The organism is Hymenobacter telluris (assembly GCF_017313265.1).
Taxonomy (GTDB): Bacteria; Bacteroidota; Bacteroidia; order Cytophagales; family Hymenobacteraceae; genus Hymenobacter; species Hymenobacter telluris.
The window spans coordinates 148,534-170,854 of sequence record NZ_JAFLQZ010000003.1; the positions used below are offsets into that span (position 1 = coordinate 148,534).

The 22,321-nt window shown below is 55.8% G+C and carries 15 protein-coding genes; 8 read left to right on the forward strand and 7 right to left on the reverse strand.

Features of this window, described 5'->3' with window-relative positions; genetic code table 11:
• Positions 1-2: 2 nt before the first annotated feature.
• The gene (locus J0X19_RS05570; protein WP_206982315.1) at positions 3-1,067 is read right to left on the reverse strand and encodes a glycosyltransferase family protein; all 1,065 of its coding nucleotides are present in this window, start codon (positions 1,065-1,067) and stop codon (positions 3-5) included.
• Between the two features lie 264 nt (positions 1,068-1,331).
• On the opposite strand from J0X19_RS05570, the gene J0X19_RS05575 reads away from it, so the two are divergent.
• The gene (locus J0X19_RS05575; RefSeq protein ID WP_206982317.1) at positions 1,332-2,252 is read left to right on the forward strand and encodes a hypothetical protein; all 921 of its coding nucleotides are present in this window, start codon (positions 1,332-1,334) and stop codon (positions 2,250-2,252) included.
• Between the two features lie 7 nt (positions 2,253-2,259).
• On the opposite strand, the gene J0X19_RS05580 is transcribed toward J0X19_RS05575, so the two are convergent.
• The 3 genes from J0X19_RS05580 to J0X19_RS05590 all read right to left on the reverse strand — a co-directional run bounded on the left by J0X19_RS05580 (position 2,260) and on the right by J0X19_RS05590 (position 5,418).
• A complete protein-coding gene (locus J0X19_RS05580; protein WP_206982319.1) occupies positions 2,260-2,865 on the reverse strand; it encodes a DUF4136 domain-containing protein in 606 nt (201 codons plus the stop codon).
• Between the two features lie 180 nt (positions 2,866-3,045).
• Entirely contained in the window at positions 3,046-3,513 is a 468-nt protein-coding gene (locus J0X19_RS05585; RefSeq protein ID WP_206982321.1) for a GNAT family N-acetyltransferase, read from the reverse strand.
• A gap of 24 nt (positions 3,514-3,537) precedes the next feature.
• A complete protein-coding gene (locus J0X19_RS05590) occupies positions 3,538-5,418 on the reverse strand; it encodes an ABC transporter ATP-binding protein (protein WP_206982323.1) in 1,881 nt (626 codons plus the stop codon).
• A 481-nt stretch (positions 5,419-5,899) separates the two neighbouring features.
• Between J0X19_RS05590 and J0X19_RS05595 the strand changes: the two genes are divergently transcribed.
• The 3 genes from J0X19_RS05595 (at position 5,900) to J0X19_RS05605 (ending at position 10,759) form a co-directional block, all read left to right on the forward strand.
• Positions 5,900-7,387: a T9SS type A sorting domain-containing protein gene (locus tag J0X19_RS05595; RefSeq protein WP_206982333.1), complete on the forward strand. Its 1,488-nt coding sequence runs from the start codon at positions 5,900-5,902 to the stop codon at positions 7,385-7,387.
• A gap of 563 nt (positions 7,388-7,950) precedes the next feature.
• Positions 7,951-9,006, forward strand: coding sequence for a T9SS type A sorting domain-containing protein (locus tag J0X19_RS05600; RefSeq protein ID WP_206982337.1), 1,056 nt, complete (start codon positions 7,951-7,953; stop codon positions 9,004-9,006).
• A 223-nt stretch (positions 9,007-9,229) separates the two neighbouring features.
• Complete coding sequence (locus J0X19_RS05605; RefSeq protein ID WP_206982339.1) at positions 9,230-10,759, forward strand: hypothetical protein; 1,530 nt, start codon at positions 9,230-9,232, stop codon at positions 10,757-10,759.
• Between the two features lie 82 nt (positions 10,760-10,841).
• On the opposite strand, the gene J0X19_RS05610 is transcribed toward J0X19_RS05605, so the two are convergent.
• From J0X19_RS05610 to J0X19_RS05620, 3 genes are all read right to left on the reverse strand, one after another.
• Positions 10,842-11,567, reverse strand: a complete 726-nt coding sequence (locus tag J0X19_RS05610) for a methyltransferase family protein (protein WP_206982341.1) — start codon at positions 11,565-11,567, stop codon at positions 10,842-10,844.
• On the reverse strand, positions 11,568-12,314 hold the full coding sequence (gene cmoA / locus J0X19_RS05615; RefSeq protein WP_206982349.1) for a carboxy-S-adenosyl-L-methionine synthase CmoA: 747 nt from the start codon (positions 12,312-12,314) through the stop codon (positions 11,568-11,570).
• 341 nt (positions 12,315-12,655) lie between these two features.
• Complete coding sequence (locus tag J0X19_RS05620; RefSeq protein WP_206982351.1) at positions 12,656-14,326, reverse strand: catalase; 1,671 nt, start codon at positions 14,324-14,326, stop codon at positions 12,656-12,658.
• A 178-nt stretch (positions 14,327-14,504) separates the two neighbouring features.
• Here J0X19_RS05620 and J0X19_RS05625 point away from each other — a divergent pair, with 178 nt between their 5' ends.
• The 4 genes from J0X19_RS05625 (at position 14,505) to J0X19_RS05640 (ending at position 22,185) form a co-directional block, all read left to right on the forward strand.
• Positions 14,505-15,698, forward strand: a complete 1,194-nt coding sequence (locus tag J0X19_RS05625; RefSeq protein WP_206982353.1) for an MFS transporter — start codon at positions 14,505-14,507, stop codon at positions 15,696-15,698.
• A gap of 126 nt (positions 15,699-15,824) precedes the next feature.
• Positions 15,825-17,852, forward strand: coding sequence for a DUF3857 domain-containing protein (locus J0X19_RS05630; protein ID WP_206982355.1), 2,028 nt, complete (start codon positions 15,825-15,827; stop codon positions 17,850-17,852).
• 320 nt (positions 17,853-18,172) lie between these two features.
• On the forward strand, positions 18,173-20,233 hold the full coding sequence (locus tag J0X19_RS05635) for a DUF3857 domain-containing protein (RefSeq protein ID WP_206982357.1): 2,061 nt from the start codon (positions 18,173-18,175) through the stop codon (positions 20,231-20,233).
• Positions 20,230-22,185, forward strand: coding sequence for a DUF3857 domain-containing protein (locus tag J0X19_RS05640; RefSeq protein WP_206982359.1), 1,956 nt, complete (start codon positions 20,230-20,232; stop codon positions 22,183-22,185). The genes J0X19_RS05635 and J0X19_RS05640 overlap by 4 nt, the downstream gene beginning before the upstream one ends.
• Positions 22,186-22,321 lie beyond the last annotated feature (136 nt).

Sequence of the window (22,321 nt, forward strand, 5' to 3'; positions counted from 1 at the left end):
CGTCAATACCCAGCGTGTAGCTTGGCCAGCAAAGTATCCAACTGTTGGAAAAGCTGCGTGTTGCCTTCTTGCTGGTAGTTAGCCAAGATGCTTTCAAAGCCGGTCAGGTCGTAGAAGAAGGCTTTGAGGTTGTCGGGGGTTAAGGCCCCGAAGTGACGCCCGTAGCCAAGCTTCTCCACTTCGGCGGCGTTGAGAAACTGCTCGAACTGCGCGGGAATGGGAATGGCGCAGATGGGCTTGTGCAGAAACACCGCTTCGCTGATGAGTGAAAAGCCGCCGTTGGTGATAATGGCGCGGGCACTGGCCAGGTCGTCGATGAATCCTTGCTCGCTGAAGGCCTTCAGCTGCACGTTGCCGTGGCTTTCTTCCTTGTTGAAGCCGTACACCCGAAACTCCTGTTTGGGCAGGTTTTGCAGCAGCGCCACCAGGTTACTTTGCGTAGTGGCCGACTGGTACACCAGCACGTGCGTACCCGTGGTGGGCGGCGCGGCCAGAATTTCGGGGCGGATGATGGGCGGTACCAGCGTGGTATCGGGTTTGCTGACGGGCAGCGGGAAAAACGTGGCAACGAAGTAGTGCTGGCTGCGTGGCAGCTTGGCCCGCACAATCTGCCGCGCCACTTCCAGGTTGCCGTACTCATCGGGCGGCACCGTTACGTCAAGCTTGGCACGGCTGATAATCTGCATGTTGTCGATGCTGATTACGGGTAGGCGCTTGGATTTGGCGAACAGGTAGCTGAAGGATTCAAAATCGGATATTACCGCGTCGAACTCGATGCCGAAGAACATTTCGCGGTACTTCCGGAAGTTAACGACCAGGTTTTCCGGGGCCGTGCGCAGGGTAAGGGCGGCGGTGCGCAACTTGGAAACGGTTAGCTCCCGGTACGCCAGATGGAAGCCCCGGATTTCGTGCACGCGGCCCGGAAACGTGCGCGCCAGCAATTGATAGGCCCGCGAACTGCTGACTACCTGCACCTCATGCCCGGCTTCCAATAGATGCTGGATAACCACTTTGCTGCGCGTGGCGTGGCCCATTCCCTCGCCGGGCACTCCGTATAAAATGTTCATTGCTGTGAGCCGTTAATCTGCATGCTGACTTGTAAGCCGTGAAGTAACAACTTCGCGTGCAACTCCGCAGCAACCATTGGCTCAAGGCCTTCAGGTACCCGCCCGGCGCAGGCGCCGCCCCGGTGAATGCAGCACCTGCACTAGCAGCTTGGCATGTGTGCGGGGCCCTGTGTTTTCATTGCGCCAATCGGTTTGCCTGCCAGATTCCTTACTTTCGGCGCGGTTTTAGTAACGTGCCATCGACTCCTCTTTCTCTTAGCTCATATGTTCCGGTTTTCTACTTCCAGCCGAGTTGCTGTTCTGGCTCTGGCGGCGGCCACCCTTTTCACTGGTGCCTGCACCGCGCCCCGTACCATTGTTAGCACTGGCAAGGTTACCCCCAAGGGCGAATTCCGGGCCGGCGGCAACCTCGCCTTCAACGTGGCCACCGAAACCATCAGCAAAACTGGTTCGGCCCTGAAATCGGCGGCGGAAGCCACCGTGCGCAAGGACACTATCGGCTACTCGGGCACCATCGACAACCTTCAGGTGGCCGCCCTGGCTTACGTGCTCGACCCAGTGCGCCCTTCTTCCGACCTATACGTGCGCTACGGTGCCCTCGAGCGCCTCGACGTGGGGTATAAGTATGCGTTTGGCTCGCACGTATTTGATGCAGCTTACCAATTTTTGGGGCCCACGGGCACAGTAGAACGGCCCGGTGGCCCGGCCGGCGCCACGTACGCCAGCATCGGGCTGCAATTTGCCACGCAGCGGGCCAACCTGCCTAGCTTGCCGTTTCTGGATAATATCGATGATATTCTAGGCTTCCGAGCCACCCGCCGCGACATTATCATCCCGCTGGTTTTCAGCCACTCCCTCGGGGCGGAAGAGGAAATAGGTGCTATTTCGTACGGTGCGGTGTATACGCACACCTTCATGCGCTACGGCTTCGAGCCCGGCAAGATTTTCAATGGCAGCGCGAAGGTGCCGGTGCTGCTAGGCCAGAAAGTGAATTTTCCGTCGTTTGGTGCTTTCGTCAACGCCAAATTGGGCTACCGGTACGCTTACTTTATCCCGTCCCTCGGCATCTACTACCAGAAATACGGCAATTACCAGCTGCTCAACAACAAAACGGCCAGCCTGAGTGGGCTGACCATTGTACCAAGCGTGGGCGTACAGTTCCGGATACCGTCAAGCCGGCGGTAGCGCCGGGCTATTCGCCGCTCTCTTGGTTGTTGCCTTCCAGGTAGCCTTGCGTGAATACCCGGTACTGGTCGAAGATGGAACGGACGGAGCGGCGTAGCACTAGCTCGCCCTGCGTACCATTGGGTACCGTCACGCCGGAAGCATAGCCATTCCAGACGGCGCGATTAGTGCGGTTATCAATGAGTGTAATAAGCAGCGTGCCTTCAGCCAGTAGCATACGTACGGGCTGGTAGCCGGTGCGCTGCTCGGCGGGGGTTTCATCGTCTTCTATCTTTTCGGCATTCACCCAGCGGGCAATGTCTTCCTGGGCGTAGCCACGGAAACGCATGTCGCCCTCATACACTCGGAAGTTCACCAGCAAATCGGGGCGGCGCTTGCTGGGCTTATAGCCCTGCACTTTCATGCGCGTTCTGATGGCGTCGCGGAGTACCTCGCCTAGCTTGCTGGAGTCGGCGGCTAGGCCGTCGCCCGTTACAAACTCGTAGGTGCGGTAGCGCCGGAAAGCGCCGGCATAACTGTAGTCAGACTCGATACGGGCTTCGCGCGCCGCAAAGCAGCCCGATAAGGCCAAGGCTAAGGTGGAACCAACGAAAAGAGTAGAGAGCAGTTTCATAAACAAGCGAACATGTGAGAGGGAATCACCGGCTTTAAGTTACGAAACAATTTAAAGGTTAGATGCTGGGGGTCAGGGTGAAGCCCGCATTTTTTCTGGTACTTCAAGCAAGTATCTCCAAGAGCCGCCCAGCGTCAGCTCAACGCTTGCAGCGGCTTCGGCAATGCCCGAACAATTAGGCTACAGCTGGTACTGAAGTTGTTTTTCCAGCACGATGGCCAAGCCGTGCGCTCCCTGCACGGTGCCCACAATATCGAACCCCTCGCGCAGGTTCAGCAACAGCATAGCGCGCCAGCGGTTGTAGGTTTGCGTACGGATGCGGTGGTAGCCTTGCTGCTGGCACCAGCCGTGTTGCTGCTGCATGAGCGTTCTGGCAATGCTGCGGCCCCGGAACCTATTGTCCACACCGCCCAGCCAACTATAGTAATGGCCTGGTTTACGCTCGTACCCCACCTTGCAGCCTATCACCTGCTCATCAGCCAAAGCCAGCCAAAGGTGGAGGGGTGCGCGCTGCTGATGATACGCCAAATCCGATTCTAATTCGGCGGTGGGGCTTTCCAGCGCGGCGCTCAGCAATGCCAGTAAACCCTCACGTATAGGGCCAGCTGCGGGTAGCTCGGGCAGGAATGAATACGTTATAGGTTCCATAGGCCGTGAAGATAGCCGCTGCTTTTATCGGTAGCCGGCGGCTTGCAGCTGAAACAGCTCGGCGTAGCGGCCCCCACGAGCCAGCAGCTCCTCGTGGCTGCCAATTTCCACCGCCTTGCCGTGTTCAACCACCAGAATACGGTCGGCCATGCGCACGGTGCTGAACCGGTGCGAAATTAGTACGGCGGTTTTGCCTTTGGTTAGTTCGTTGAAACGCTGAAACACTTCGTACTCGGCGCGGGCGTCGAGGGCGGCGGTGGGCTCGTCGAGGATGAGCAGCTGGGCGTCGCGCATGTAGGCTCGGCCCAGCGCAATCTTCTGCCACTCGCCGCCGCTCAGGTCTACGCCGCCGTTGAAGCGCCGGCCAATCATCTGGTCGTAGCCCTGGGGCAGCTTGGCAATTACTGAGTCGGCGAGGCTTTGGGCCGCCGCCTGCTCGATGCGGGGTTGGTTTTCCTTTTCCTCGATGCGGCCTACCGCTAGGTTCTGGCCAGCCGGTAGCTGAAACCGCACGAAATCCTGAAAAATCACCCCGATTTCCTGGCGTAGCTCGGCCGGGTCGTACTCGCGCAAATCGTAGCCATCGAGCAGAATCCGGCCTTCGGTGGGGTCGTAGAGGCGGGAAAGCAGCTTAACCAGCGTGGTTTTGCCGGCTCCGTTTTCACCTACCAGCGCCAGCTTCTCGCCGGCCCGCAGCTGAAAGCTGAGGTTGCGCAGGGCCCACTTCTCGGCATTGCGGTATTTGAAACCCACATTCTCGAACACGAAGCCCTCCTGAATCGGCTGCGGAAACGGGCGCACGGCTTGCGTAGCATCAGGCCGAATGATGCGCGGCTTGAGGTGGAAAAAATCGAAAAAATCCTGCAAATACAGGGCGCCCTCGGCCACGCTGCTGAAACGGCTCAGGATGCCTTCCAGCAAGCCCCGCATCCGCCCGAACGAGCCCGCCAGAAACGTAAGCTGTCCAATGCTGACCCGCCCGTACACCGCCTGCATGATAATGTACACGTAAGCCGCGTAGTAGCCAGCCGCGCCCACAGCCGCGAAGAAGGTGCCCCAACTGGCCCGCTTTATTACGAGGGCCTTGTTTTGCTGATAAAACTCGTCGGAAAGCAGCTTGAAACGGTCAATCAGGAACTGCGAGAGGCCGAAAATCTTCACCTCCTTAGCCGTTTCGTCGGAAGCTCCGGTCTGGCGCAGATAATCCAGCTCGCGCCGCTCGGGGGTCCAGCCGTGCACCAGCGAATAGCTTCGCTCATTAAAGTGCGACTCGCCCAGAAACGCCGGAATAACGGCCACCAGCAACAGCAGCAGCAGCCACGGATTGAAGGCCACCAGCCCCACGGCCAGAAAGGCCATCGTAATGGCATCTTGCGCCTGGCTCAGTACCTGCGCCATCAGTACCGTGCGCGACAGGGTTTGGCGCCGGGCCCGCTCCAGCTTGTCGTAGAAGGCGCTATCCTCGAACTGGTCGAGGTCGAGCTCGGCGGCGTGCTGCATCAGCCGCACCGAGGTTTGGTTGGCAAACAGGTCGCCGAGCAAAGAATCCAGCAGGGCCACGCCGCGTCCCAGCGCATCGGAGAGAATAGCCAAGCCGAATTCCAGGGCCACGTACCCCGAAACGGGCATCAGCAGGCCGGGGCGGTACTCGGCCCGACTTAGCGCCAGCACCGAATCCAGAATCAGCTGCCCTACATAGAGCATGGCTACCGGCAGTGCGGCGCGTAGCAAACGCAGCCCAACGTTGCCTACGGTAAGCGCTGGACTGGTCTGCCAGATAAGGCGTAAAAACTCTGGCAGATTTTTGAGGGCCGAAAACCGCTCCCGTACCGTGAGGGCCGGCTTACCATCGGGACGCGGCTTTTTGGCGGAAATGCTAGTTAATAAAGAGGTTATCCAAGACATACGCCTACTACACGGCAACCATCGGACCGAAGTAGCAAGGTTGCCGTTTTGGCATTAATTGTCAAGGTTTTAAGCGCACCCCATACTCCATGGCAACGCTTTTGAAGCACTGGCTTCTGCTGGAGTGGAACTGCCGAAGTGATACAGCAGAGTAGAGCCAGGTGATGGGTACATGCCCACAACTGGTGATAGAAGGATACCAATTCAGAATTTCACTGAAAAAATATTATATGAAATATAAGTGATTTATTATAAACAGATGTCCGTCGTAAATGCAGTAACTATCTGTAATTCATCATACTTTATTTTGATTTAATGCCAAGACCAGCAAAGGCAATTGCACCTTTTTGATAGAGCAGAATTATGTTAATAAACTTATATTTTTTTATATAAATTCGCTCTACCTAAAGCACATCAGGCGCTTTGGCATTCCTAAATGGCAAGGATACTTGTGCCACTTTTACCTTCCAAACTCACCTTTATGCAAGCCCACCGTTACAAGCACTTGTTACTATCGTGCGCCTCTCTGTTCGCGTTAAGCGGCAGTGCTGTTGCTCAATCCACCATCGTTGCCTCGGCTGTTCCGAGCCTGACAGTTACGCTGAACAGCTCCAACCAAGCAGTAGTTACTACCACTGCGGTAAACAACGGCAGCACCACTACCACCAGCTGCGGCCCCGTTACCCTGAGCTTGTTGAAAGATGGCATGCCAGCTGGTACGGTATCTGGCCTAGGCTCAGAGTTCTACAATGGCAACATCAACACACTCGACGGCCCGACACTGACAGCACCAATGAGCTCAGTGTTCGTGAACGTAGACTTTGCCAGCTACGGTACGCCGTTTGTCAACGGCAACACCTACACTGTCAACCCCAACTGCAACGCCGCCAACAGCAAGTCCTACGTGGAGTCACGTTTGCTAGGCCGTAGCATGGCTTCATTTGCGGGTACGGATGTATTCGAAGTCTTCGGTGACCCCTGTGGTGGTCAGAAAAAGCAACTGGCTATTACAGCTGCCTACGCCATGAGCCAGGTTACTTTCACTACGGCCGGCCCCCACACTGTTACGCTGATTGCCACTGACGCCTGCGGCAACAAAAGCACTGCTGCTACTACCAACGTAACCGTACTGCCCAACGTTAACAATCCTTGCCAGAACGACACGCAGCCACCAACTATTCTGGCTGCTGGTTTCATTGTAGGGCTGGAAGCTAATGGCACGCGCACTATTGAAGCTGCCGACGTAGACTACGGTACCACCGACAACTGCGGGGTAGCGTCTATGACTATCAGCCCTCGTACGTTCACCTGCGCCAACATTGGCCCGAACCAAGTGACCTTCACGGCTACCGATAATGCTGGCAACTCGGCTTCGCAGACCGTAACGGTATTGGTAGTTGACAACACGGCCCCACGCATCCTAGCTGCTGGCTTCCGGACCCAATTGCAGAACGGCACGCGCACTATCTTCCCTGTTGACATCGACTACGGCAGCACCGATAACTGCGGCATTGCCTCAGTAACCATCAGCCGCAACACCTTCACCTGCGCCAACGTAGGTCCTAACCCAGTAACCATCACTGTGCGCGACAACTCAGGCAACGTCTCAACCCAGACGGTTACTGTAATTATCGATGCAGATGCAACCTGCACCAACAGCAACGTTGCTACCCGCAACAGCACCACCGAGGCCTTGGCTGCTGAAGATGACTTGCAGCTGCAAGCTTATCCAAACCCCATCACCGAACAGTCTGCTATTTCGTTCCGCGCTACACAAGCTGGCAAGGCACAGGTGAAAGTTTACAATCAGATGGGCAAAGTGGTAGCTACTCTCTACGACGGTCAGGTAGAAGGGAACCGTCTCTATAGCATGACACTGAATGGTGGCTCTTTGCTCGGTGGCGTGTACAACTGCCAGCTCATCACCAACGGCAAAGTGGTAAACAAGCGTCTGTTGGTAAGCAAGTAGTAGCTAATGCAGGAACGCACCCACTGCTAGAAGCCTTGCTTGCTGGTAGTACAGGAGTTCTATGCTGTATATTAAAAAAGGAGGCCGAGCTTAGCTCGGCCTCCTTTTTTAATATGGCTAGACTTGGTGTAGCTCTGCTTGTCGATTTTAACTACAAATTAAAGCAACAGGGCCACGACATGCATTATCCTGTCCTGCTCCTGCTGTACTGCATTCCGGAACCAGCCAGTTGCAAGGTTATTGGTGGGTGTACATAGGTAATGACAAAGCACTTGTAATGGTAATGGCACTATCAATTAATTATAAATATTCCAATAACACATTTAAAGCAATTGTATAGCAACAGGTCAGAAAACCTGTATATATCATACCGAATATATAAAATTATAAAATACTCAATTACTAAGCTGTGCAATGGATTGCATTCTTTTTATTAATGATAAATCATATAATTTATTACACAATATTTTATATAATTTGATAATGCTGATTGCTTCCGCAAGAAGGTCAGTGTCCTTTCTGACGAGGAGTTAAGCGTCATTACACCTTAGTTCACCACTATTATGCAAACCCACTTCTACTATCGTTTTTCCTTGTTGCTAGCCTTGCTGGCAAGCCTCAGCTTTCGAGCCTCTGCTCAAGTAACTACTGCCGCTGCTGAATCTGCCATTACGGTGTACCTGACCAATACCGGGCAAGTAACCGTTTCTACCACGCAACTTAACCGAGGCAGCAGCACTACTACCAGTTGCGGCCCCGTCACTTTAAGCTTGCTGAAAGATGGTATGCCAGCAGGCACAGTGTCTGTGGTTGGCAACGAGTATTATAATGGCAACATTAATACTCTAGACGGCCCCACTGTAACTGCACCTGCCAACACTATTTTTGTTTCTGTAGATTTTGCCAGCTACGGCACGCCGTTCATCAATGGCAGCACGTACACCATCAACTCTAACTGCCACGCCGCCAATAGTAAGTCGTACGTAGAGTCGAAGCTGTTGGGCCGTAGCTCGTATTCGTTTGCTGATACCGATGTATTTGAAGTATTTGGCGACCCATGCGGCGGCACCAAAAAGCGGCTTGCAATAAAAGCTTCTTATGCCTCCAGCCAGGTTACTTTCACTACGGCGGGCCAACACACTGCTACCCTGATTGCCACTGATGCCTGCGGAAACATCAGTTCTGCAACGCCGACGACCGTCAACGTGGTGGATGTCCGCTGTGGCAGCGGTGAAAAATACAATATATGCCATAATGGCCGCCAGTTGTGCGTGGATGCTGCTGCACTGGCAGGCCACTTAGGCCACGGCGACACCTATGGCGCTTGCCCCAGCAGCCGCGCTACTGCTACTACTCCGGTGGCCGTGGAAACCGTGCCGAACCCAGCCCCTAATGGCTATTTCCGGGTGCACGTACTGGCCAATACCGATGGTCCCGTGCAAATCAGCCTGATTGATATGCAGGGCACCTCCGTAGCTCAACTTTTCGAGGGCAACCTGAAAGCCGGTGAGGAGCGCGAGTTTTCCGTAAACAACCCCACCCTGCGCGAAGGTCTTTATCTGGTGCGCGTTCAAAGTAGCCAGAAAGCCAGCTCCACGCGCATCGAAATTCGCAAATAATACCTAGTTCAACTCTCGTTTTCGTTTTACTTTCCTGCACCACCTTACCTAATTAATCAGCAAAAGCCTGCGCCGCAACGTGCAGGCTTTTCTGCGTTTATGGGCAGTACCCCCTACTCCATGCCACCACCTTGGTGCTTGCATAGCTACTTATATAGCTCGTACGTTAGTAGCTGAAACAGCTTCCAACAACGCCCGTAACTTGCTTTCTTATTTGCCAGCTATGTTGCACACCTTCCTACATCCCCCATTCGCCGATCCGGTAAAGCAGGCCCAGTTTGAGGCGCTGCAAGCGGCGCTGGGTGCGGAGCCTGCTGCTCCGGTTTCGCTGCTGCTGGGCAATTTTGCAGTAGAAGAAGGCGGCGAAGTATTCGATGCGGTGTTGGTGCGGCCCCACAGTGTATCGGTGCTGATTTTTGTGACTAATGGTGGGCAACTAACGGTTCCAACGCAGGGCGCCGGCCCCTGGCAGCTCGACGGCCAGCCAGTTCAGGTAAGTGGCACTGCCAACAATCCGTTCGGGCAATTCCGCCGCTTGAAGGGTGCCTTGGCCGCTTGGCTGGATTCGCAACTAGAACCCGGCCACGTACCGGCGGAGCTTCTTACCGGCTTTGCGCTGTTTGCCAGGCCGGTTACGTTTGGGCCGGGCGTTGAACAGTATTTACGCACCCAGCCCGGCGCCGACAGCTTTCAGTTGCTCAGCGACTCTAGCCAGTTGCCACGGCGGCTCCGGCAAGCAGCACACCCTGAAATACAACTCAGCGACGCCGAGCTAACTGCATGGGCAAAAGATTTGGCCGATGAGCATCCGGAAACAACCGCGGCAAACGATACCGCCCCAACTGACTATTCCGATGAACCCGCTAATGGCTTCTGGACCCAGAAGGCGCGGCAGCTCTGGCACTGGCTAGGCGCCGAAGATGTGCCGCACGATGAGCCATATGGCAGCGCAGCCGCCGTAGCCGCTAACAGCGAAGAAAAGCGGCAGTTAGAGCAGATGCGCCAGCAAATCAGAGGCGAACTGGCCCAGCAACGCCAAGAAATGGAAGCCCGCGAAGCGGAGCGCGAAAAAAGTATTGCGGTGCTCCGGGCACAACTAGCTCAAGTGCCAACAGCCGCGCCCGATGCTGCCGCGCTACAAGCACGGCTGGCAACCGAAACCCGTGAGAAAGAAGCATTGGAAGCGGCCATGCACGCTTCCCGCGCGGAGGCCGCTTCACGCAATCAGGAGCTAGATGCTCGTATTCAGCAGCTTGGCCAGCTTATCGAGCAGTTTCAGACCAAGCCGCAGGTGCCACCTACCGGTGGCGTTGGGCCCGCCGCTACGCGTCCGGCGGCCAAGGCTACCACTCACCACAATCTGGTTAAGCGGCCCACCACACAGCTACGGTGGCCTCGCGTGGCGGTGGTAGTAGGGGCGGCGGCAGGTATTGGGTTGGGCACATGGGGCCTGACCCGCTATGTTAAGAACAAAGAGGAAGTTCAGCTTAACCGCTCCGCAGCCCGCAACGACAACCAACCAGATGAAATGCCTAATTCCGAACCCTCGCTTGATGCACTAACCGACACGATTACCCGCGAAATTGCGGCCGTTTCGGATTCGGATACGCTTACTACGCCATCTTCGGAGACAACTCCCGTTAGCTCGGAAAACGAACAGTTGACCGTTCCCGCCACTCACGACACACTGTACCAAGAGCCCGAAGGCCCCATAGAACCAGAAGCAACAGACTCCAGCGAGTCAGGAAATTAGAAACTTGTTTTCGAGCGCAAATAATATCAAGTGGCAACAAAAAGGCGGCTTAATAAGGCCGCCTTTTTGTTGCCACTTGATATTATTCTGCAACCCATTTGTGTGACTTTTTCAAATACTTTACAAACAAGTAAACCGCCGTTAGCAAACCCAGAATAGCTACTAGCAACGTATTCCGCAAATCGGTATTACTGTTGGTTAATTCAGGGTAATTGAACAACAGAATAAGCGTAATACCTATCAGCCACACAAATTGCGTATTGTATTCTTTAAGAATCCAGCGTGCGGCATTGAAATCGTGCGTTTGAAATGTATGACCGAGGCCTACTGGATTTATCAGCCACCGATTTACCCGCGTGCAATACGCATCAAACTGAGCACCGAATTTACCTCGCAGAAAATTTTCTTCGGCTAGCACAATGGCTTGGTAGATAAACAAAAACAGCGGAATAAATACGGCCATGTAGAGCAAGGAATTGGAAAGAATACCTACGCCTACCAGCATCAGAATATTCCCTACGTACAATGGATTCCGCCCATGATTGAACATGCCTTGCGTTACCAGGTCTTCGGCGTAAACTTTTTTGTCTTTGCCGCCTCGCACAATATACACAAGCCCAATGGATGCCCCCCGAATAAGTTGCCCCGTTACAGTTACAAACAAGCCGATAATAATGGGCCACAGATAATAGCGTGGACCGAATACCTGGGGTGTAAAAATATTGGGCGAAGGAATGAACAGCGCTATATACAGGAAAATAAAAAGCTGATTCCTGTACTTAAAGAAAAAATTGCCAATTGAAATCATCTATTTCTTTATTGCAATGAGGCCCGAGAAATTATACCACTTGAAAAATATCTCACACGAAGCAAATCCTGCTTCTCTGAGCATGTGAATGTTCTCACTGAGCTTGTATGGAATAAGCACATTTTCCAATGCCTCCCGCTTTTGCGAAATTTCCATCTCGCTATATTGATTCCGGCGCTTATAGTTGTAATAATATTTGATATAGTCCCGATTGAAAACACTGTCCTCAGTCAGTATTTTCTCCACCAGAATTAGAACCCCGTTGGGCACCATCCCTTCAAATATTGTCTTCAATAATTTCTCGCGGTGAATGGGCCGAATGAATTGTAGTGTCAGGCACAGCACAACCACGGAGGCATTCTGAATTTCGGCACCTTGTTGCAGGTCGGCAACCCGTAGCTCATAGGGACGCACAAAGCCGGCTTCCTTTAGTTTCACGTTGCATTTTTCCAGCATCTCCGCCGCATCGTCGATTCCAACGAACTTAATATCAGCGGGTACCATAGTATCCATGCCAATCATGGTGGTGCCGGTGGAGCAGCCTAAGTCGTATACGGCGGTGCCTTCCTGGGCGTGGTCGGCAGCCAGCTCGGAAATCATCCGCTGCACCTCGCCATAATACGGCACCGACCGGCTTACCATGTCATCGAAGACCCCCGCTACTTTAGCGCTGAATTTGAAGTCGGAGGCTTGTTTTATTTCTTCCTTGAAGACTTCGTCCGTCTCTTTATCGGTTTTTTCGAGCATGGCTTTTTCTTTCTGAAAAACTCAAAAATGGGTGATAAATCTGTGCTAATTCTGTAGTGAGGCAGTGCGCACTGTACGCACTACCTGTCAGCCCTTTTACTTTTGCGCTGGTCTCCTTAACTCAAAAACTCACGTAGGAGAGCGGGCAAATTAAGCGTTTAATTCCTTGGTTCCAGAAGCGGCTTATCTAGCCGAACTTATCCGCCTGAAACTTCGCTTACTTTCAACTTCCTAAAGCCCATAAGCACAAAAAAGCAGCCCCCCCATGAAACCGCTTACGGGTTGTAAAGGAGGCTGCTTTTTGAAAAACGACCAGCTACAGAAACTAGCCTAAGAAGGTCTTAATACGGCTTTGCGTCGTGGGCCATTGCTTCGGCTTCCTGCACAGCGGCCGACGTTTTGCCTTGGTTGTACTGGTTACCGCCTTCGGCCTGCTTGCCGGCGCGGGCAGCTTGCAAGCCTTCGGCCAAGCGGCGGCCCCAATCAGGGTCGCAGTTGGTGCACAGCTCCACCATTTTGTCGCTCACCTTGTGGTCGGCGTCGGTGAGGGCTCCTACCATGTTGCTGATGAGGTCGTCACGCTCCCAGTCTTCGTGCAGGCGGTACCGCTCACCGGCTTGCTTGAAGTTGTTCTGGCGGTCGATGGTTTCGCGCAGCAGGCGGCCCTGGTACTCCGGCGTGTGGTCGGGGGCAGTGCGGGGCGCTTCTTTCAGGCCATTCAGGCTGCTGGGCTCGTAGTTGACGTGCAGGTTCTGGTTGGGCGCCGAATCAACGTGGTAGGCCATCTGACCGTCGCGCTGGTTGGTGGCTACGTGCTTTTTCGGCGCGTTGATGGGCAGTTGCAGGTAGTTGGTGCCTACCCGGTAGCGCTGCGTATCCGAGTACGAGAACGTGCGGCCTTGCAGCATCTTGTCGTCGGAGAAATCCAGGCCATCCACCAGTACGCCGGTACCAAACGCCGACTGCTCTACCTCGGCGAAGTAGTTTTCGGGGTTTTTGTTGAGCGTCATCTTGCCTACGGGCAGGAACGGGAACTGGTCTTCGGGCCAGATCTTGGTGTCATCCAGCGGATCGAAGTCCAGTTCGGGGTGCTCCCCGTCGGACATAATCTGCACGCACAGCTCCCACTGCGGGAAGTCGCCGGCTTTGATGTGCTCGTACAGGTCCTGGGTGGCGTGGTTGAAGTTCTTGGCCTGAATGGCTTCCGCTTCGGAAGCCGTCAGGTTTTTGATGCCTTGCAGCGGCTCCCAGTGGTATTTCACCAGCACGGCTTCGCCCTGCGCATTCACCCACTTATAGGTGTTCACGCCGGAACCCTGCATCTGGCGGTAGTTGGCAGGAATGCCCCACGGCGAGAACAGGAACGACACCATGTGCATGGCCTCGGGCGTGTTGGCAATGAAGTCGAAGATACGCTCACCGGTCTGGCGGTTGTGCACCGGGTCGGGCTTCTGCGAGTGAATGAGGTCCGGGAACTTCATGGCGTCGCGGATGAAGAACACCTTCAGGTTGTTGCCTACTAGGTCCCAGTTGCCGTCTTCGGTGTAGAATTTCACCGCGAAGCCGCGCGGGTCGCGCAGGGTTTCGGGCGAGTGGCCACCGTGACCTACCGTGCTGAAGCGCACGAATACGGGGGTTTGCTTGCCGGCCGTGTTGAACAGCTTGGCACGGGTGTACTTGGCAATCGGCTCGTCGCCCACTTTGCCGTACGCCTCAAATACGCCGTGCGCCCCGGCGCCGCGGGCGTGCACCACCCGCTCCGGAACCCGCTCCCGGTCGAAGTGGCTGATTTTTTCCAGAAACTGGTAGTTCTCCAGCGTAGCCGGCCCGCGGTTGCCTACCGTGCGCAGGTTCTGGTTGTTGGTGAGTGGATGGCCTTGCCGAGTGGTGAGCGTTTGGGCGTTTTCGCCGTCGGCCGTGCGCGTGTCGTGAGAAGTACCGGCGCCCGTTACAGCCGTGCCCGTACCCGAAAGGGCATCGGAAGCACCATTCTGATTCTGGTCCTGATCCATGAGAAGTTTGGGTTGAAGGTTAAATGAGAGCCGTAGCTCAGTGGTTGAAAACAACCCCCTGAACGAAGCTATAGTTGCGAGTTTCGCTATAAAATTTCGGGATTCACACGGTTGAGCTAGTATTTCTCGGGCCAGCGTGCCCGCCGCCAACCGCCCGCCGGTGCTACCTTTGGGCTTTATGTCAGCTACTGCCTCCCGTACGTACAGCACCGGCTTCTGGCTGATGTGTTTGTCCTCTTTCCTGTTTTTTGCCAGCTTCAATATGCTGCTGCCCGAGCTGCCCGCTTACCTCACCGGGCTGGGCGGCGCCGACTACAAAGGCTACATTATTGCTCTTTTCACACTCACGGCCTGCATCTCGCGGCCGTTTAGCGGCAAGCTGGCTGATACAGTAGGCCGCATTCCGGTGATGGTGTTCGGGTCGTTGGTGTGCTTTGTGTGCGGCTTTTTCTACCCCTGGACGGCCACCGTGGCGGGCTTTATGGGGCTGCGGCTGCTGCACGGCTTCAGCACCGGCTTCAAACCCACCGCCACAGCCGCTTTCATCAGTGACATTATTCCGCTGGCCCGGCGCGGCGAAGCCATGGGGCTGCTGGGCGTGGCGGGCTCGTTGGGCATGGCCGCCGGGCCGGCGCTGGGCCCGCGCATTACGGCCGCCTTCTCGCTGAACACGCTATTCTACTGCTCCTCGGGACTGGCTTTGCTGAGCTTGCTGGTGCAGGGCACCCTCACCGAAACCCTGCCGCTAGCGCAACGCCAACGGTTTAGCTGGAAGCTACTCAAGCTGAAATGGAACGAGATACTGGAGCCGCAGGTGATGCAGCCGGCCTTAGTCACGCTGCTGTGTTTGTTCCCGTACGGCGCCATCCTGACGGTGGTACCCGACCAAAGCACCGCCCTGGGCCTCAAGGCCGCCGACAAAGGCTTGTTTTACCTGTGCTTTACGCTGGCTTCCCTCCTGATTCGGCTGCTGGCCGGCCGCGTATCCGACACATACGGGCGCCTGCCGGTGCTGCGCGTGTCCACGGTGCTGCTGACGGTGGCGCTGGGCGTGCTGATGCTGGCCACGCACTCGGTACCGTTGTTTCTGGGGGGTGCGGTGCTGTTCGGTATTTCCACGGGCCTGAACTCGCCGGCCCTCTACGCCTGGACCATCGACCGGAGCCACCCCGAACGGCGCGGCCGGGGCGTAGCCACCATGTACATTGCGCTGGAACTTGGTATTGGCGTGGGCGCGCTGGCCGCCGGCTGGATTTTCGCCAACCAAACCGAACGCCTCCCTTACGTGCACGGCCTGAGCATGGTGCTGATCCTGTTGGCTGCCATCTACTTGTTTTTCGGGGTGAAAACCCAGCCTGTTGAGGCAGAATAAAATATAGCAGTACAGCTACCCGCTTACGCTTGGCAGGCTGTTGGTTTTCATGCAAATTTGAAACGACAAGCTTAGCCAAGCTGGTCGCGCCCCATAATTACCTGTATTTCTAGCCTGGTATCTACCATGGTATTATCCGTTATCCGCCGCTGGCAAGTGCTATTATTCTGCCTGCTGCTGGCCGGCCCTCTGGCGGCCCAGAAAGCCCCTGTTATGCCTATCCGCTTTGGTAGCGTGGTACCCGCCGACTTTGCCAACGCCCCAGCCGCTACCGATACTACCACGGCAGCCGCCGAATACCTGTGTGATTTTGGTACTACCAAGATTATTGGGGCCAAAGACCATTTCCAGGTGGTGTTCGAGCGGACGGCCCGGTTGCGCATCAACCGCAAAGCCGGCTATGAGTACGCCACAGTACGCGTACCACTTTACTTCAAAGATGGTAGCGCGGAGCGTTTCACCAACTTGAAAGGCTTCACTTACAACTTTCAGGACAGTAAGATTGCGCAGGTCAAGCTGAATCCCGACCCCGTGTTTCGTGAGAAGGTGGACAAGAACCACGTGCAGGTTTCCTTCACCATGCCGAACGTGCGAGAGGGCTCCATTGTGGAGTTCAGCTACACCATCACCTCCGATTTCATCTTCAACCTTCAGGAATGGCGCTTCGAGCATAGCATTCCGGTGCGCTGGAGCGAATATCGGGTGGCTATTCCGCAGTTTTACCGCTACAAAACCGTTACCCGGGGCTACCGGCCTTTTGCCGTGCAGGAATCCACCACGATACCTTACAGCACGGCGTACAACATGTCCTCTGAGAACCACATGGCGCCCAGCCAAGACGCCCTACTGACCGGTGTAGCGTTGCAGTTGCGGTGGGTAATGAAAGAGGTACCCGCGTTCCGTTCGGAGCCGTTCATGACCACGCCCTACGACTACGTGCGCAGCGTGCATTTCGAGTTGGCGGGCAGCGACTTCACCGGCAACAACTACCACGACCTGAGTGGCAAATGGGAAACGCTGTGGAAAGCCCTGCAACAGGATGAAGAATTTGGCAAGGCCTTAACGGCTTCGGCGCCATTAGCTGCCCAAGCCAAAGCGCTTCAGCTGAAATACCCGGTACCGGCGGCCCGCGCAGCAGCCGTGCTAGCGTTGGTACAGCGTAGTGTGCGCTACAACGGGCAACAGCGGGTGTACGCGTCGCAGTCGTTGCGCCATACTTTCGAGAAGCATTCGGGCAACTCGGCCGATGTGAACCTGCTGCTGGTACAGACTCTGCGCGAAGCCGGCCTGCCCGCCACTCCGCTCCTGCTTAGTACCCGCGACCATGGCCAGGTGCAAACCAGTATGCCCGTTATCACGCAGTTCAACTACGTAGTGGCGCACCTTACCTTACCCGACAAGCCCGCTGTGTTTCTGGATGCCACGGAGCCACAACTCCCTATGGGGTATCTGCCGGAACGCTGCCTGAACGGGGAAGGCTGCCTGGCCAACGCCGATGGCACCTGGCTGCCGCTGAAACCCACCGCCAGCCACCTAGAACTACGAACGGCTAGACTCCAGCTGACCCCGAAGGGCCAACTGGAAGGCACCGCCAAACTCGAATACAGCGGCTACGCCGCCGTGAAGGCGAGCCGGCAGATTCGGGAAAGCTCATCGGGTGAATACCTGGGGCGGGTACGAAACCGCTGGCTGGACTGGCAGCCGACTAACATGAAACTGCTTGCGGACGACTCGACACACAACAGTGTAGCTGTGGAATTAGGCATCAGTCTGTCTGCCGACAATCCTGATGCTGCCCTGTTTTACTTGCCGCTCCTGAAAGTGCTAGCCAATACGTCGCACCCGTTTCAGTCGGAACAACGTGTGTTCCCCGTCGATTTAGGGATGCCGCACGACTACACCGACCTAGTAACCCTGACGCTCCCGGCCAATTTCAAGGTGGAAGTACCTGCCAACGTAGCGCTGGCTTTGCCCAATGGGGGCGGACGCTTTTTATACCAGGCCAGCCAGCCCACACCGGAAACCGTGCAGATTACCACCCGGCTTCAGCTATATAAACCTATATATAGCCCTGATGAATATGCTTCCCTGCGCGAATTTCATCAGCGGGCAGTGGCCAAGTACGCAGAAATGCTTGTGGTGCGCCGGCAGTAGCATTAGTGATGTTGCAGCCCAACCGCCGAGCTAGTACGCTTATACTACCATACAGAGCCGCCTATTTACCGCGTGGTATTCAGCCTGTTGCTACTGGCTAAATACCACTGACCAGGCAGGCAGGAGTAAGAGCTGAGCGCGCTTCATTTTTTCTTCATAATAGCCACTGGTAGATATAGTAAAAACTCTGATATTTAGCCTATCCTACTACTGCTCTGAGTTAATCTGCCGCCTTTCTTATTCTTTCCGGTTGCTTCCGGGCTGTGCTGCCCGCACACCGAAGATTTATTTATCAGTGCCCTTTTTCTCTTCTTACTTATATGATACCAGCAATACTCCGCCGGCTCGCGCTGCTGGCTGTAGTAAGCAGCGGCATTGTGTCGCCCGCCTTCAGCCAAGTTGAGCCCATCAAATTCGGTAAGCCCGACCTCAAAGACTTCGACCCCAAAAACTTCGTGGCCGACAGCGCTGCCGAAGCCGTGGTGCTGTGCGATTTTGGCCGCTCGCGCTTTGAAACCGGTACCACCGATGAAGGCTTCAAGACCGTGTTTGAGCGGGTTACCCGCATCAAGATTCTCACCAAAGCCGGCTACGACCGCGCCACGGTGGAAGTGCCACTTTACCACAAAGGCACCGAGGAGGAGAAGCTCGTCAATCTGAAAGGCTTCACTTACAATCTGGTAAATGGCCAGATTGTAAAGGAAAAGCTGGAATCTACGGCCGTGTTTCGGGAGGAAAGCAGCGCCAACGTAACTACGCGCAAGTTCACGCTGCCCAACGTTCGGGAAGGCGCCGTTATCGAGTACAGCTACTCGGTCAGCTCCGACTTTCTGTTCAACTTTCCCGACTGGCAGTTTCAATACAGCATTCCGGTGCGCTGGAGCGAGTATCGGGCGCAGATTCCGGAGTATTTCGATTACAAGATGCTGATGCAGGGCTACGTACCACTGGCCGTGAACGAGCATCTGTCGAGCACCACGCAATTTACCGTGCGGTGGAGCTCGTCTATTGAGCCAGGCATGCAGGGAGGCCGTACTGCCGGGGGCTCCGAAACCGTTTCGGCGCAGGTAAGAAACCACCGGTGGGCTGCGCAGAACGTGCCAGCCTTCCGCAACGAGCCGTTCATGACGTCCTCCCGCGACTATATCTCGCGCCTGGATTTTGAATTGGCAGGCCTGAAATGGCCCAACCAGGGCTACAAAGCCGTAGCTGCCTCTTGGCAGGGCATCAATAATGAGTTGCTGGCGCACGAAGGATTTGGAGTGCAGCTCAAGCGCGCCGGCTTCCTGAAAGAGCAACTTACCCCACTGCTGGCCGCCGAAAAAGACCCGGCCGCACGCGTAGCGGCCATTCACGCATTGGTGCGCAAAGCCGTAAAGTTCGATGGGCACAACCGGCTTTATAGCACCGCTACAGTGCGCAAGGCCTACGATTTGCACCGCGGCTCGGCCGCCGACGTGAACCTGTTGCTCATTGCGGCACTACGCGAGGCTGGCTTCCAGGCCAACCCCGTATTGCTAAGCACCCGCGAAAACGGCTTCGTTAGCACAGAATATATGCCGATGCTCTCGCGCTTCAACTATGTAGTGGCGCACGTAGCTCTGCCAGAGGGCAAGGAAATGCTGGTAGATGCCACCGAAGAGTTGCTGCCCTGCGGCATGCTGCCTACGCGCTGCCTCAATGGTAGCGGCCGCCTCATTATGCCCAAAGAAGCGGATTCGCGCTGGATCAGCCTTGCCCCCCAGCAGCGCCTCACCGAATACCAGCAAGTGCAGCTCACTTTCGATGAGAAGGGTGGTTACACGGGCAAGGTACACTCCGAGCACGGCGGCTACGCTGGCTTGCAGCAGCGCGACCGGCTACGGGAAAAAGGGGAGAAAAAATTTGTGGAAGAAATGCTGAGTGGCCGCGAAGGCTGGAACCTGGGCAAATATCAGTTCAGCCAGCGCGACGTGCTGGATAAGCCCTTGGCCCTGGATTACGAGCTGACGGTAGCCGGCGGCGATGCACCGGTGGGCACAATGTACCTGAAGCCGTTGCAGCACTTTGGCAACTCCCGCAACCCTTTCGTGCACGAAGACCGGCTGTTTCCAGTGGATTTCGGCTGTGCCATGGATGAGACTTTGGTTATGACCCTAACGCTGCCCGACGGCTACGTGGTTGATGAGCTACCCAAGCCTACCAACATGAGCCTGCCCGAAAACGGAGGCCGTTTTGTGTTCGTGGCGCAGGCAGTGTCCACTGGTACTATTCAGCTGACCAGCCGCCTCAACCTATCCCGGCCCGTGTATTCGGCGGAAGAGTATAAATCATTGCGCGAGTTCTACCGCTTGGTAGTGGCTAAGCAGGCCGAACAAATCGTGTTGAAAAAGAAGTCATGAAGACTATGCTGCTCGTAAAATCGGCTTGTTGGGCGCTGCTATTCCTGAGTGGCAGCGTAGCTAGCGCCGCGGCTGGTCCGGCACCCAAGTACGCAGTGGCAGATATGCCCGCCACCCTGCGCGAAAACGCACATGCCGTAGTGCGCCTCTCCGATGAAACCTTGCTGGTGAAGTCGGCGGGCCGCACCATTGAAACCGTTCGGCGGGCCGTCACCATTTTTGATGATGCCGGGGCCGACTACGGCCGCACCCTGGTGTACTACGACCAGCTGAACACGGTAAGCTACCTACGCGGTGCCGTATACGACGCCGACGGTCGGCTGCTGCGGGTCCTGAAACCTTCGGACATCAAGGATGTGTCGTTGTCGGATGGGTTTAGCTTAGCCAACGACGGCCGGGGCCGCACTGCCGACCTACGACAGCCCACCTACCCCTACACGGTGGATTTCGAGTACGAAATCAATTCCACTAATACGCTTTTCTACTCTACTTGGCGCCCCCAGCCGGCAGAGCAAGTAGCCGTAGAACAGGCTTCCTTCCGGGTTCTGACTCCCACCGAGTTGCCGTTGCGCTATCAGGAACGGAACTTACCGGCTGGTACCGCCGTAGCGCGCACCAGCCAAACGGGCAACTTGCAGGCCTACGAGTGGCAGATAAAGAATCTGGCGGCAATAGAAGACGAACCCGACAGCCCGCCCGTATCCGAAACGACACCCGTGGTTTTCACGGCGCCCAGCCAGTTTGAAGTGCAAGGGCACTTAGGCATGCTCACCTCCTGGCAGACCTTAGGCCTCTGGAATTACCAGCTCAATGCGGGCCGCGACGAGCTACCGGCTACTGTGCAGGCCAAAATAGCCGCACTGGTGCAAGGCGAAACCGATGAGCGGGCCCGCGTGAAAAAGGTGTACGAGTGGCTTCAGGCCAATACGCGTTATATATCGGTGCAATTAGGTATTGGAGGCTGGCAGACCTTTCCGGCTTCCAGTGTGGCGGCCAACGGCTACGGCGACTGTAAGGCCCTTACCAACTATTGCCAGGCCCTGCTGAAGGCAGCTGGTATTACAGCCCATTGCGCGCTGGTACGGGCTGATGAAGAAGATATTCGCACCGAATTTCCTAGCCAGCAGTTCAACCACGTGGTGTTGTGCGTACCGCTGCTGAAGGCAGCCAAGCGCGACACCGTTTGGCTGGAATGCACCAGCCAAACCAACGCCTTTGGATACATGAGCAGCTTCACTGGCAACCGCCACGCCCTGCTCATCACGCCCCAGGGCGGCATGATAGTGCGCACACCCCGCTACGGAGCCCCCGAAAACCGCCGCGAGCGGCTCGCCGATGTGTTTCTTGATACCCAAGGCAGCGCAACGGCCAGCATCCGAACCAAGCGTACCGGCCTGGAACAAGACAACTACGCCGCGCTGGCCAGTTCGCTCAATGTAGCCGACCAAAAGAAAGTACTGTCCGAACGCCTGCCGTTAGCCAATTTCACCATCAGCAAGCTCGCCTATGCCGCCGACCACCGCGGCACCGTACCCACTCTCACCGAAACACTGGGCCTTATGCTGCCAGGCTGGGCCAACGTATCGGGCAAGCGTGCTTTCCTAACGCCCAACCTGCTCAGCCGCTGGAACGCCCTGCCAGCTAGCGTGGGTGAGCGGCGCACCGACATTTGGCTGGACAATCCTTTCAGCTATGCTGATACAGTGCGAATTCACGTGCCAGCCGGCTTCAAGCCCGAAAGCCTGCCTGCTACCGTGCAGCTTACCACGGCCTTTGGTACGTATTCCAGCCAGGTGCAAACCCTGCCTGATGGCACATTGCTATACGTACGCCGCCTGCTAATGCCCCGCACTCGTTTCGGGCGCACCGAATATCCTGCTTATCAGGATTTTCGCCGGCGCATCAGCAATGCCGACAAGGCGCAGATTGTACTGGTGAAAACAGAAGCGTAGTGCTATAGAGTAGCCTTAAAAAAGCCCATCCACTTGGCAGTGGATGGGCTTTTTTGTGTTGTGCCCTCAGCTAATATGGCCGAGCAAGTGTGCTATGGCAACAGGTGACATTGTGGGGCGGGGTACAGGGTCGAAT